Origin of the sequence: Levilactobacillus parabrevis ATCC 53295, assembly GCF_001434055.1 — a bacterium.
GTDB classification, from domain to species: domain Bacteria; phylum Bacillota; class Bacilli; order Lactobacillales; family Lactobacillaceae; genus Levilactobacillus; species Levilactobacillus parabrevis.
On sequence record NZ_AZCZ01000010.1, the window covers coordinates 44,247 to 57,704 of the forward strand.

At 52.6% G+C, this 13,458-nt stretch carries 12 protein-coding genes; 7 read left to right on the forward strand and 5 right to left on the reverse strand.

From position 1 onward, the window contains the following. Positions 1-626 precede the first annotated feature (626 nt). The 7 genes from FD07_RS04030 (at position 627) to FD07_RS04060 (ending at position 6,824) form a co-directional block, all read left to right on the forward strand. Positions 627-1,349, forward strand: coding sequence for an NEAT domain-containing protein (locus tag FD07_RS04030; RefSeq protein WP_020088259.1), 723 nt, complete (start codon positions 627-629; stop codon positions 1,347-1,349). A 178-nt stretch (positions 1,350-1,527) separates the two neighbouring features. After that, complete coding sequence (locus tag FD07_RS04035; protein WP_027825870.1) at positions 1,528-2,730, forward strand: NEAT domain-containing protein; 1,203 nt, start codon at positions 1,528-1,530, stop codon at positions 2,728-2,730. Then, positions 2,717-3,505: an NEAT domain-containing protein gene (locus FD07_RS04040; protein WP_020088261.1), complete on the forward strand. Its 789-nt coding sequence runs from the start codon at positions 2,717-2,719 to the stop codon at positions 3,503-3,505. The genes FD07_RS04035 and FD07_RS04040 overlap by 14 nt, the downstream gene beginning before the upstream one ends. A gap of 12 nt (positions 3,506-3,517) precedes the next feature. Next, entirely contained in the window at positions 3,518-4,414 is an 897-nt protein-coding gene (gene isdE, locus FD07_RS04045; protein ID WP_020088262.1) for a heme ABC transporter substrate-binding protein IsdE, read from the forward strand. Beyond that, complete coding sequence (locus tag FD07_RS04050; protein ID WP_020088263.1) at positions 4,411-5,382, forward strand: iron ABC transporter permease; 972 nt, start codon at positions 4,411-4,413, stop codon at positions 5,380-5,382. Before isdE ends, FD07_RS04050 begins: the two co-directional genes overlap by 4 nt. Beyond that, a complete protein-coding gene (locus FD07_RS04055) occupies positions 5,363-6,127 on the forward strand; it encodes an ABC transporter ATP-binding protein (RefSeq protein ID WP_020088264.1) in 765 nt (254 codons plus the stop codon). The genes FD07_RS04050 and FD07_RS04055 overlap by 20 nt, the downstream gene beginning before the upstream one ends. Positions 6,128-6,350: 223 nt before the next feature. Beyond that, positions 6,351-6,824, forward strand: a complete 474-nt coding sequence (locus FD07_RS04060; protein WP_162254217.1) for a flavodoxin — start codon at positions 6,351-6,353, stop codon at positions 6,822-6,824. Positions 6,825-7,077: 253 nt separating this feature from the next. Here FD07_RS04060 and FD07_RS04065 read toward each other — a convergent pair whose 3' ends face one another. The 5 genes from FD07_RS04065 to FD07_RS04085 all read right to left on the reverse strand — a co-directional run bounded on the left by FD07_RS04065 (position 7,078) and on the right by FD07_RS04085 (position 13,349). Beyond that, positions 7,078-8,013: a Ppx/GppA family phosphatase gene (locus FD07_RS04065; RefSeq protein WP_020088266.1), complete on the reverse strand. Its 936-nt coding sequence runs from the start codon at positions 8,011-8,013 to the stop codon at positions 7,078-7,080. Further along, positions 8,013-10,172 carry an RNA degradosome polyphosphate kinase gene (locus FD07_RS04070; protein WP_027825871.1) on the reverse strand — a complete coding sequence of 720 codons (2,160 nt, stop codon included), beginning with the start codon at positions 10,170-10,172 and terminating at the stop codon, positions 8,013-8,015. Before FD07_RS04070 ends, FD07_RS04065 begins: the two co-directional genes overlap by 1 nt. Positions 10,173-10,174: 2 nt before the next feature. Further along, a complete protein-coding gene (locus FD07_RS04075; protein ID WP_027825872.1) occupies positions 10,175-11,704 on the reverse strand; it encodes a Ppx/GppA phosphatase family protein in 1,530 nt (509 codons plus the stop codon). A 178-nt stretch (positions 11,705-11,882) separates the two neighbouring features. Then, positions 11,883-12,704: a LicD family protein gene (locus tag FD07_RS04080; RefSeq protein ID WP_020088269.1), complete on the reverse strand. Its 822-nt coding sequence runs from the start codon at positions 12,702-12,704 to the stop codon at positions 11,883-11,885. Positions 12,705-12,767: 63 nt separating this feature from the next. Continuing rightward, positions 12,768-13,349 carry a DUF5067 domain-containing protein gene (locus tag FD07_RS04085; RefSeq protein ID WP_020088270.1) on the reverse strand — a complete coding sequence of 194 codons (582 nt, stop codon included), beginning with the start codon at positions 13,347-13,349 and terminating at the stop codon, positions 12,768-12,770. Positions 13,350-13,458: the final 109 nt, after the last annotated feature.

Consider the following 13,458-nt stretch of genomic DNA (forward strand, 5'->3'; position numbering starts at 1 on the left):
TTGCCGCTTGCGCCAGCCAGGGGTTCTGCCGCTGTGGGGACCGTCTGCAGCCAAAGGACGGGCTTCCGGCTCGGTTTGAAACCTCACCAAGTTCAGGTGAGTTTCCAAACTCGTCCCACGGTGTAAGGCCGGGAAGAATCAAGCGCCCGGTCTAACGCCGTTACCACCCCTGGCTGGCTCCAGCTAAGCGAAGGTTTTTCATGCATTAGCCAAGTGATGGCTAGTCAAATGAGCAATAATTTAATGGCCTTCAATAATCTATAAGTCATCTAGTTTGACCGGAAAGTTAAGTTGCCGGTCAAACTATTTTTTTACGCTTAATAAAGCCTTTGTTATCATATGATAAGTAAGAACCTTACGTCATCGATTATTTTAGCAATGTTTGTTTAGGTCAAGTTAATTGCGCGTGATACCGGCAATCCGGCTTGGGTGACTTGGGATTACGAAATGCAGTCGGTTAGATTTTTTGACGAAAGATAACAGACTTTTACAGTCACTAATCACCCGATAAGCCTATTCTGACGGCGTTTGCGGAGTCTTTATTGTGGAGCTCACAGGTGAATCATGCTACTATGTAATCGGATTCATTAATTAAATGATTTTACATATTTTGGGAGGGACACATTGTGAAAAAGTCTTTGACAGTGTTTAGTGCATTACTGATGTTAACGAGTGTCGGTGCGGGTATCCCAGCAGTTCAATTGGGGAGTGCGCCCACAGCTCAAGCGGCTGCGTTGAACGCGACGAAGTTGGCTAATGGGAAGTATAGTGTGAAGTATGCGATTTATAAGACGGGGACGACTACCGCTTCTGATGCGGCTAGTTACTTTAATGCCAAGGCAGCTGTTTCCGTAAAGAGCAAGAAAGCTGCGGTAACGTTGACCGTTACTAAGGCTGGGAACCAGTTTATCAAGCAGATGACGTTGGATGGTAAGACAGGGACCGTAACGAAGAAAGCCAACGGCAATACCTACACCTTCCGCAACGTTAACCTCAAGAAGAGTCACACGTTGGGCTTTGCGTTGACTGTGCCTATGAACGGTAAGGAAGTTACGATGAACGAAGCGGCGACCCTGAAATTTAAGACCAGCACGCTAGCCGCAACGACCAAGGTCAAGTTGAGTACCAAAAAGGTCAAGGCCAAGGCTAAGAAGGTTGCTGGGACCACGACCAAGGGGGCCAAGGTTACCGTTAAGCATAACAAGACCACGTTAGGCAAGACGACCACCAAGAAGGCTACTTACAAGGTCAAGTTAAAGAAGGCCGTTAAGAAGAACTGGAAACTGAAAGTGACGGCTACTAAAGCCGGCTACAAGACAGTGACGAAGACCATTACCGTCGCTAAGTAAGCAGATACCGAGATCACCGTCAATGGGGCGGTGGTCTTTTGTTTATCATTCGATAATTCAACAGTTAAGGGATTTAGGGCAATAAGTTTGGTAGCAGCGAACCGGTTTGGTAGAATGAAAGCGGGTACAACTCTCGTGGATTCAGTCACGGGAAGAATTGAATTGGGGTGAGTGTGCAATGCGAAAGTTGCGACAGAGTTTACATATTATAGGGTTAATCGTGGTGGGGCTACTCGCCATGGTTGCCTTCGGTGGGCAGCAGGCTCAGGCTGCCACGTTAGATGATGGTATCTACGTGGTGCCAACAAAGATCATTAAGGCAAATAGTACAGCGACCTCGACGGCCAATCAGTTCTTCGGGAACGATGCGGCCGTGCGCATCAAGGGTGATCAGACGACAGTGCTGATGACCAGTAACGGGGCGCAGTATATCAAGTCCATGACGATTGCTGGGCAGAAAGCGACGGTGGTCAAGACGGTCAACGGTCAGGCAATCTATCAGGTTAATCTGACGAAGCAAGCTAGTCCGTTGCCGGCAACGTTTAGTCTGACGACACCGGTCGGCAGTATGAAGGAGTCCGCACGACTGGTCCTGACCTGGGCCAAGGCTGAAAAGGATAATACGAGTACCAACACGGCCGACTTGCTTAAGCAAGCCACGGCATTAACGGCGACCGCTACTAGTTCAAGCAGCACTGTTAGTGTCCCGAAGTCGACGACTGCAGCCAAAACGGCACCATCTTCGGCCAAGACGACCGCAACGACACCGACGACACAGTATTGGAAGTATCAAGTGTTGAAGGCCGATACCATGTCACCTTCGGACGCCAATCAATACTACACGCACACGGCCAAGGTAACGCCGACTCAGCATGGCTACCGGGTGACACTGACCGTCAGCTATGCAAAGTCCCTGAAGTTGGGACCCAAGGCGGTCGTTCCTAAGACGGTGGATGGTGTGGCGGTACCCGCCGGCCGGGTTACGTACGGTCAGAGTGGTCAGAACTACACGATGACGTATTGGTTCGATATCCAGCATACCAGTGAGCTGACGGCCAAGCTGATTCCAGGAAAAATTCACGTGACGGTACCAGCGATGAACATCAGCGAAACCTTCCCGATTCGTTTCCGGTTTGCGACAAGCGGGTCAGCGGATCAAGCAACGGCCGCTGCAGTGGCTGCCTTGCCAACGACCAAGAATAAGCAAACGAGTGGTCAGAATGACGATTCGACCGTAACACCAACGACCCACCATGTTGCCAAGGCAACGTTGCCGGCTACTGGTGAGGAGCCCAGTTCATGGGCAATTTTGGGCTTGATTGGGTTGAGCGTCAGTGGCGGTCTGCTGGTTTGGGAGGCGAAGCGGCATGCGCAGGATTAGACAATTAGTATTAACTATCGCCGCGGTGCTGGGAGGGTTGGCTCTGCTGACACCGCTTGCGGTGCACGCCCAGACGATCGACTACAGCGCACTCAAATACGGCACGAAGGAAAATTCGATGGCCAGTGGCTATTTCGTCCATCCCGCGACGATAGCTGTGAAGAATCACGCTTACGTGGTGACGATGGACCTGAAGACGGCGAAGAAGCTGACGAGTTGGCCGGTCCGCGTGCTCTCGGTCGACGGCCATGCTCCGGAGAACGTCCGGAAGGTCAAGGATGGCGCTGGCAATTCTCACGTTTACTACAGCTTTACAACGACTAATTTGAAACGCAACATCAACGCCAAACTGGCGATCAACGTGCCAGACGTCTACAAGGCTAAGCACAACATTACTTTTCGCTTTAAAACTAACAGTTTACCAGCGCTAGGGAGCAAGGCAACGACGCAGACCACGCGGACCCAACGGACGACTCAGGGGAAAGCGGCAAGTGCCTCGTCGGTGAAGCCGGCCGCCACGACCGCCAGTCAGGAGGCGGCTAGTTCCAGTCAGGCCAGCAGCAAGGCCAAGGCTAAGTCGGCCGCAGCTGCGACGAGCAGCACGTCCAGCCAGCCGGCGAGTCAATCGTCTAAGACGAGTCGTGATTCGCAGCAAGCCAGCGCCAGTGATCAGGTTCCCCAACAAAAGACCCACTGGGGTGGCTTGATCGGCGGTGTCGCAGCCATCGTGCTGTTAGTTGGTGGCGGCAGTTGGTGGTATTTCGGTAAGCACTAGGAGGTCTGGCAGATGCAAAATCCAAGGAAAATTGGGCTATGGTCACTGACGGTCCTACTCGTGTTGGGCATCATTGGCGGTGGCTTTGCGTGGCAACATCAGCAGCAGAAGCAGCGGCAACCACGCATTGTCGCCACGACTTACGCGGTGGTTCAGATTGCTGATAAGCTCGATCTGCCATTGGTGGGGATTCCCACGACGGCGAACCAAATTCCCAAACGTTATCAACACGTGACCAAGGTGGGAAGCCCGATGAATCCCAGCGTGGAAAAGATTACGGCACTGAAGCCCACGGCAGTCTATTCGGTGACCACGCTCAGTGATCAGTTTGGCAAGGCTTTTAAGGCGCAGCACGTGGCACCCCATTTTCTTGACCTCACGAGTGTGGCCCACCTTGAGACGACGTTGACCCAACTCGGCAAACGCTATCAGCGGCAGAGCGCGGCGGCTAAGCAGGTCGCTAAGATTCAGGCGGCCAAACGAACAGCCAAGCAGCGGGCCCAGAACCAACCGGCACCGCGCGTACTGGTCATCATGGGCTTACCTGGCGCAAATTACATGGTTGCCACCAATTGCGCCTACGTGGGTGATTTGACACGCTTAGCGGGCGGTGAGAATGTCTTTACCAGTAAAGATCAGGAGTACATTCAGCCCAACGATGAGGCCATTCAGAAGGCTAATCCGCAGGTGATTCTTCGTTTGGAACACACGATGCCTAAAATGGTGACGAGTCAGTTCAATCAGGAATTTAAGGATAACAAGATGTGGGCGACAACGTCTGCTGTGAAGCACCACCGGGTTTACGACCTTCAGGAACCGACCTTTGATGCGACGGCTAACATGCAGGCAGCGGCCGCGCTCGAGCAAGTCAGTCACTGGCTCTATCCCACAAAGGGGGCTGGGGCATGACTAAACGCGCAGGCTGGTGGTATGGCGGCGTATTGGGACTCCTCGTCGGTACGATCGCGGTGGCCCTCATGGCTGGGACGACTTGGATCGGCCCGGGACGGCTGTGGACGATTGCGAGTCAACCAGCCAGTCGCGACTTTGTGACGGTCTTTAACCTCCGGCTGCCCCGAATCGTGAGCAGCTTGATTTGCGGGGGAAGTCTGGCGGTTGCCGGCGCGCTCTTCCAGGCGGTTTTTCGAAATCCCATTGCTGATCCCAGCATCTTAGGGATCAGCTCGGCGGCAGACTTTTTCAAGCTCGGCGGGGCGCTACTGTTGCCCTGGTTGCCCGGTCGTAACTGGGTACTGGCCCTGATTGGGGGCTTAGTGGCCCTGACGATTTTGACCAGTGGTAAAGCCTTGCGAGACCCGTACCGCTTAATTATTGTGGGGGTGGCCCTCGATGCTACGTTTGTTGGCCTAGCCCGACTCGTTAGCAGCGGTCAGGCTGCTCAGGTCATGCAGAGTACCTTTAACGCCGTGACTTGGCGTGATACTGTGGCTTTACTGATTCTGGGCCTTTTAGGGCTCGTGGTGGCCTTACTGTTAGCCCCCTGGGCCAATTACTTAAAATTAGCGGATACGGCGTTACAGACGATTGGCGTGCCTGTCAGGGTGATCCGGTGGAGCTTACTCCTACTGGGGATGTACCTGGCTGTCAGCGTGACGGCCATTGTGGGAACGATTCCCTTTGTCGGCATTGTGATCCCCAACTTAGCCCGTCGTTTCGTGGGACACGACTATCAGACGCTGATACCGTTCTCCATGTTGGCGGGCGCCTGGTTGATGCTGGCGGCGGATACGCTGGGCCGAACGATTATCGTACCCAGTGAGATCTCCGCAGCGACCATGATGGCTGTGATCGGTGGGCCATTTGTGATTATTCTCTTACAACGGGGGCGAGGTTTCCATGGAATTACAACACGTTAGTTACCAGTACCTTGGGCAGGAGAATGGGGTCATCGACCTATCGGGAACGTTTCCGGCGGGGAAAATCACTACGATTATTGGGCCAAATGGTGCTGGCAAGTCGACACTCCTCAAGATTTTGTCACGACAAGTCACACCGCGTACAGGAACCGTGACGCTGGCGGAGCGACCACTGACGGCGTACGCGGCCAAGGCGTTGGCGCAGAAGATTGCGGTCGTTAGTCAACGCCATGAGCTATATGACGACATGACGGTTGCCGCCGTGGTCAAGATGGGGCGGTTACCCTATCATGGTCTGCTGGCAACGGTGCCGGACGAAGAGGTGGCCGATTTTCTCGCACAGACGGCCCTCACGTCACTAGCGGCTGCTCATCTGGATGATCTGTCGGGTGGGCAGCAACAACGCGTCTGGCTGGCGATGGCCTTGGCCCAGGAACCACAAGTCTTATTGCTGGATGAACCCACAACTTATCTGGATGTGCACTACCAGCAAGCGTTGATGGCGCAGTTGCGGCAACTCGCCGCAGCGGGGATGACAGTGATTCAGGTCCTACATGACATCAATCAGGCGTTCACGGTCAGCGACTGGCTGTGGCTTTTGCAGGATGGCCGACTGGTGGCCACGGGGACGCCTCATGATTTGCGGCGAGCCCCGTTGTTGGCTGAGACTTTCCAGACGCCGATTGAGATTGTGAATGTGCCGCGGCTGGGACCGTATATTGTGCAGGTGCCAGAAGCGACATAGTGCTGGTTGTTGCAAGCCGCCTATACTTATACCAATGTAAAAAACGGCGAATTTGTCGCAAGTTTTAACTGGACTTAATAAAAAATTAAGACGATAGCGTGGACCGCTATACAGTTCTTTACAATACAAGTCGATTGCCTATTATTTGAAAGCGCTTGCTCCGTCAGTGGGCGAAAGGTGTTATCATTTAGCTAACGATTAAGCATGAAGGGTGGAATCAATGATGGGACAATCAGTTGTACTTTTTCTTTCCAATACGGGGCATACGAAAGCGGTTGCCCAAAAAATTGCGACTGCAACGGGGGCCCAACTCGTAGCGATTACGCCTCAGCAAGCCTACACGGCGGCTGATTTAGACTGGAATGACCACACGAGTCGCAGTTATCGTGAAATGCACGCTGGGCGGGTGCGACCGGCAATTCAGCCAGTCGATGCAGCCGTGGTTGCACAGGCCACGACGATTTATCTGGGATTCCCACTGTGGTGGGCCACGGCACCGCGGCCAGTTGATACGTTGCTGGATAGTCTGAACTTCACGGGCAAGGCCATTTGGCCATTCTGTACGTCGGGGTCATCGCCAATTGATGAGGCAACGGCACAACTGCGTCGGGATTATCCGGCGGTTGCGTGGCATGCTGGCCGGCGGTTTACGACCCAGATGACGGGGGACGATGTGCGGGCTTGGTCGCAGCGTTAAGTAGTTTGTGACTTGATAAGGTTAATTGAAATCTAAAAGAGTTCCATCAAAGCTATCAATAAAATAGCTTTGATGGAACTCTTTTTGGGGCTAATTTAGATTTGCTTAGGGCTTCCTCTAATTATCTCTAGCCGAAACGTGCGCCAAGGAGCAGCCAGCTGCGCTTAACGTCATAAGGAGAACAATCCAAACCCGGGATTTTTCTCCTTATGACGTTAATGCTCACTGGCTAACCGCTCCTTTCTGCACTCTTTTACTCTACCCCGTTCTTAATCTCATTAATCCGGTTGAACAGGATACCATCCCGTAATCCGGCGTTGGAGAACGTGATCTGCTGGGAATCCAGTAACCGCATGAGTAGGGTTACTGGAATCAGACCGCCGATGATGATGTCTGCCCGGTCCTTGGATAAGCCGGGGACCTTCTTACGGCCTGCTAGGTCTAGACCCAACAGTTGAATTAGGGTGGCGTAGACGTCTTCAGCCGATAGCTTGTAGCCGTGGACGTCTTCGAAATTTAAGAAATTCTTCTTGCGTCGGTTGATCTTGGCCAGTGTCCGGTTGGCACCGCCTAACCCAATGATGGGCAGGTTCGTTGCTTCGCGGAGCCACCAGACGTCGTTGAAGACGCTGTTGACGAAGGTCATCGCTGCGAAGAGGGAGTCGGCTTTAATCACGTCACTCTCCAAGTAGCTCTGTGACAGGGTCACGGAACCCAGGGGAATCGAGACGACCTGCTTCATCTGTTGGTTCTGAACCAGAATCAATTCGGAAGAGGCCCCACCGGTATCGACCAGTAAGCCATTGACCACGGGGAGGGTATTGACGACTCCCAGGTAATCGTAGCGGGCTTCCGTGGCGCCAGAGATGACGTTGAAGGATAAACCAATCTTATCTTTGACTAACTTGAGAAATTGTTTCTGATTGCTGGCTTGACGGACGGCCGCGGTTGCCACGGCTTGAATGTCCGGCTTGTCGAGTTGACTGTAAATCTTTTTAAATTCGCCCAGTGCGGTGAGGGTCCGCGCGATTGATTCGGGCTGTAGGACCCGTTCCTCGCCCATGTTTTCCGATAGACGGACGTAGCGCTTGACCTGTTCGATGGTCTTATGGTTACCAGCACCATCAATTTCGCTGATGGTCATACGGACTGAGTTTGAACCTAAGTCGATAACGACTAAGTTTTCCATTACTGAGGACTCCGATCAATGGGGGATTTTGGTTGATTCTTGGGACTAAGCATTGGTTTGAATTGCCGCGGAGCGTTGACAGCCTCCGGGGAATGGTCGTCACCGATTTTACGCTTATTCGTGGCTTCTTGCATGAAAGTCGCTTGCGCATCCAGGGGATCGAGGCCGCGCCGGTCGACTCGGGTGAAGGTCCGGTCGGCGAGGAGTACCCGTGTCTGAACGTTATCGTGCCAGAGGGTGGCAAAGATATCGAAGACCCGTTGCCGCAGATTGGATTGCAAAATAGGGAAGAGTAGCTCTACCCGGCGGTTCAGGTTCCGCGTCATCAGGTCGGCACTGGACAGGTAAATCAGGGGGTCACCGTTGTTGGCGAAACCGTAGATTCGACTGTGTTCCAAGAAGCGGCCGACAATCGAATGAACCTCGATATTCTCACTGATTCCGGGGATGCCAACGTTTAAGCAGCAGATCCCTCGGACAATTAGCTTGATGTGGACGCCGGCGTGAGAAGCTTCGTAAAGCTTGGCAATCATGTCGGAATCGGACAGTGAATTCATCTTCATTTCAATCCAAGCGGGTTGCCCAGCCTTGGCATTACTGATTTCCTGGTCAATCTTGGAGACGATGAATTCCCGGATGCCATCGGGAGACATGTGGAGTTGGTGGAAGTAAGGTGGTTCGGAGTAGCCAGACAACATGTTAAAGATGTTGGAGGCGTCAATCCCCATGTCGGTGTTGGTCGTCATCAGTCCGAGGTCGGTGTAGAAGTGGGCGGTGACATCGTTGTAGTTCCCGGTCCCCATGTGCATGTAGCGGCGAATCCCATCGGGTTCTCGCCGGACGACGAGAGCCAACTTACAGTGGGTCTTCAGGCCAATCAAACCATAGATCACGTGACAGCCCATCTTTTCCAGTTGTTGGGCCCAGTGGACGTTGTTTTCTTCATCGAAACGGGCCTTAACTTCGACCAGCACGGTGACCTGCTTGCCATTCTGTGCGGCGGAGCCCAGGTACTTGATGATTGGCGAGTTAGCGGATACCCGGTACAGGGTCATCTTGATAGCCAGCACCTCGTCATCGTAGGCTGCCTGGCGAATGAACTCGGTGACGGCGGAGAAGGAGTCAAAGGGGTGGTGCACCAGGACGTCACGGTGGCGAATCGTCTTGAAGATGTCATCGTCGGCGGTGACCCCCGGCGTCTGAGCGGCGGTAAAGGCCGGATAGAGCTGGTCGTCGTGATTGCTGATCTGCTTGGTCCATTTGCTCAGGAAGGTTAGGTCAATCGGCCCACCAATGCTGTAGACGGCGTAATCGGCAACTTTAATGGCGGTTGCCAAGCGTTTCTCCAGAGAGTCAGAAATGCCGGCTTCCACTTCCATCCGCACGGCACTCCCGTGTTCCCGGCGCTTCAGCTGTTGTTCGACCTCCTTCAGTAAATCGGAGGTGTCTTCTTCAGCCACATCCAAGTCCATATCCCGGATGACCCGGTAGTTCGCAGCTTCTTTGACCTCGTAGCCGATGAACAGGTTGCCAATGAAGGCTTTGATGATGTCTTCTAGCAGAATGAAATCATTGTCGGCACCCGGTAGGCGTACAGTTCGAGGGAAAATGTCGGGGACTTGAACGGTGGCAAAACGTTTATCCTTCTTATTACCGTCCTTGAAGAGTCGCAGGGCAATATTCAGCGTGTTATTCCCAATGAATGGGAAAGGCCGTGAGCTGTCGACAGCCATGGGCGTTAGGGCCGGAGAAATCTCATCGTTGAAGTATTTCTGAATGAAACGAAACTGCTGCGAGGAGAGTTCCTTAACGATCTTAAGGTGAATATTTAAGTTAGCCAGAAGGGGCAACAGCATCCGATTCAGCGTGGAGTACTGCTTGACCACTTGGTCGTGGGCCTTGGCGTTGACTGCCAGCAGTTGAGCTTCGGCCGTCATCCCTGACGCGTCGGGCTTGGCATAGTTGACCGCTGCCAGTTTCGAGAGCGAAGCCACCCGGACCATGAAGAATTCGTCCACGTTACTCTGGGTGATGCCGAGAAACCGCACACGTTCCAACAAAGGATTGGCCTTGTCGCGGGCTTCTTCCAGGACGCGGTCGTTGAAGTCTAGCCAGCTGAGTTCCCGGTTGGTATAGTACTTGACGTCTTTATAATCCATTGTCATTTGTGTAATCTCCTTTGTTTAAACACGGGTTGCAGGCCGAATACGTCGGTGAAGAACTGGGCCTTGTAGTTGAACGCCCAGCGGATCAGGGAGAGGTCGTCGTCGCTGAATGCGGTGATGATGACCTTGTTGGTCCGAACGGAGACTGAGATGCGTTGAATGGTCTGTTGGTGCGCATCATCGAGGGCATCAGCCAAGCGGAGAATCGCCGCCAGCTTGGCCACAGTTAAGCGTTTGTTGGGCGTGAGTTGGCGGAAATGGGTGATGTCTTCCGCGGGGGTTCGGGTGCTGTGATAGCGCGAGACGGCCGCAATAATCTGAATTTCTTCCGCCGACAGTCCCAGCATCTCGGATTGTTTGAGTACGTAATCTGAGTGCAGATAGTGTTCGTGGGTGTCGATGAAGCCGCCGATATCGTGAACGATGGCGGCAACCTGCAGGAGTAAACGGTCGCGGGCGGTCAGGTGGTGAAGCGTCTTGAGCTGATCGAAGAGGTGGAGGGCAAAGTGCCGGACCAACTCCATGTGATGTGGTTCTACACGATACCGTTGCGCGAGATCATTGGCGGCCGCTAGAATCTGATTTTCAAAGTGATACTTCTGATTGCCGGCTAGGATCTCTTGGTTAGTGGTTAATCCGTCCAAGACGTTGAGGTTGACCAAATGAAGCTTGTCAGCGTGAACCACGGCGAGCAACTTCTGAATCAGGAGAACTTCGGGTAAGACGAGCTCGACGTTTTCTTCCGTGAGATGTAGGCGTTCCATCAGGTATTGATCGGACGCACCGATGACCTCGCGGCTAAACTCGTTGAATTGCTTGAGGGGTAGGGTGAAACTGACTTCATCTTTAGGAATGAAGTAGTTATTCAGTGGTGCCGCCCCAATCAAAATAACCTGGTTGTTCGCCGTCTGTAGGCGCTCTGGCAAGAAACGGTAAAAGTCATCGACCTTACTGTTAATGTAGTCGTCAAGGACGTCGACCGGGTTGGGAGCGGTGGCTCGCAAGCTTTGCAGCACTTCCTTGATACGAACGGGGCCAAGCTTCATGTTGTGCGAGGCCACCAGATTATCGTGAGCGAAGAAGGACAGGGTCGCACTTCCGGAGTTCAGACCGATGATGGCCGCGTGCTTCTTGACTAGGTGGTGATAGCCATCGAACTTCAAAGCGATGGCTTCGTTACGGACGAACGACTCTTCCCCCAAGGAGAGCCACTTGATACTGAGACCGGTCCGCACGAAGATCTGATCGCGAATGAACTCGGCGTTGGGCGCAGTGGAGAGGGCTTGTGAGCCCCAGAGTTGGTAGTTGGTGACACCATAGTCCTTAATGACTTGGAGAAATCCCCGCAACGCCTCGGCTGCCTCGGCAACCGTTTCAAAATCAATTTCTTCATGGTTGTAAATATTTTCCCCAATGGCGACGGTCGACTTGACCCGCTCGGTCTGGGCACCGGTTTTCAGGTTCACGATTGACAGTTCCATACTGGAAACATTTACGAGCATTGCGCCAAAATAATTATCAGCCATAAACTTCATCTACTTTCTATTTCTATTCAACATATGGGTGGAACAGGATGCACTGACTTTTCTTAGTCTTAAGATCTGCGAATAATGGGTAAAGTGTTGTAACTCATAACTTTAGAAATAATGTTGGTGTGTGAACAATCTTGGCATCCGCAGGCGAATGGGATGCTCACGAGAGCGGTTATTCCGTGAAGACCTGGTTATCCATGATGACTTTCTCCAGATGCTTCTCAGTTCGCTGACTTTCCGGTGGCAGTGCCATGTAATCGCCATACATCCTCGTTAAAATGCTAGCATACATTTTAGGCACCTGGACCGTGAGATGCTCGAATGGCATCGCCGTTAGGTCGGTTACTTCCGCAACGGTGAAGACTTCCTTGTTGTAACTGTATTGTGACGCGAGATTCTTGACTTGTAAGAGTGCTTCGTCGCCCTGGTACTGCGTCATGAGGGCCTGGCGTTCGGCCTTCAATGCTCTGACATCTGCTAGTTGTTCTGCTGACAGGGGACTCTGCAGTTTGCGCAGGGGATTGTCCACCAAGTGGTAGCGTAACTGGAAGAGAATTCGGGTGTTCAACACCTGAAACTTCGTGAGTTGTTCACGCTGTAGCCCGGTATCCAGAGGAATCCGGTCCAAGGGGAAAATGTCGATGAAGATGCCCTTACGTGCGGCATTGACATTGTTCTTCTCCTCGATGTAGGTGTTCCGATCGAGTAGTTTGGCATAGCTCAGACCGTAATTTTCATCACTAGCAGGGGTCTGCAAGAAGTAGTGGGTGTCAGCCAGCAGTGCAGGTGCCGCGGCTAGCAGCCGGTCGTAATCCGCTCTGAGGAGGCCAACGTCCATGTCATCGTCCCAGGGGATGAAGCCCTGGTGGCGAATCGTACCTAGTAGCGAGCCGCCCATCATAAAGTAGGGCAGTTGGAGCTGGTCACACAAGCTGATCAGTTGTGCCAGATTGCCAAGCTCAACTTGGTGAATTCGGTCGATTAATCGCGTCATAAAAGGTCCTTTCCAATTACACAAATTTTAGAAATATTTAGGAATCTAATCGCTTAGTTTCCACTAGTTTAAGTTATACTGACTCGTATGAACAACTTGACCGTGGGTGTCGCTGAAGGTGACACTAACGGGGTCCGTGTTCTTGGGTTCAAACATTGCCAGCCCCTTCGCCGTTTTTCCGGGTTTAACCGGCATGACGGTGTTGTTTAACAGGTCGTTGTCCTTGGTCTGGCTGGTGGTGAATGCCAGGTTACCAGTTCCTAACTTCTTACCATCCTGTTTGGCAGTGACCGAACTTTCCCACAGGTCGCTAGGCACGATGGCCTTACTTTGTTGGTTAGTTACGGTATAATAGATAACGAATAAATTCCGGTTCGCCGTGGCACTGGCTGTGACGTCAGTTCCCGTCAGATTGTAGGTCACGTGGTCAATGGTGAACTGTGAGTTGGCGAACGTGGCGGTCTTGGCTTGCGACGACTGACTGGTACTGCTGGAACTGTGCGTGTGTTGACTGTGACTGGACTGAGCCGTTTGACTAGTCCGATGACTGCTGCTTGACTGGGCGTTTTTGGTCCCAGTAGCCCCGCAACCAGCAAGTAACAGCAACAGGCTTAAAGCGGTTCCAATTTTTAATGATCGATACATGTTTTCCCCTCCAAATGCTACCCCTTTATTTTAGCATAGGTTGGTCCAGACCACCTGCTAATTTGGGTGAAAAAAGCTGGTATTTGCTGGGCGTAAATGCTAATATAAA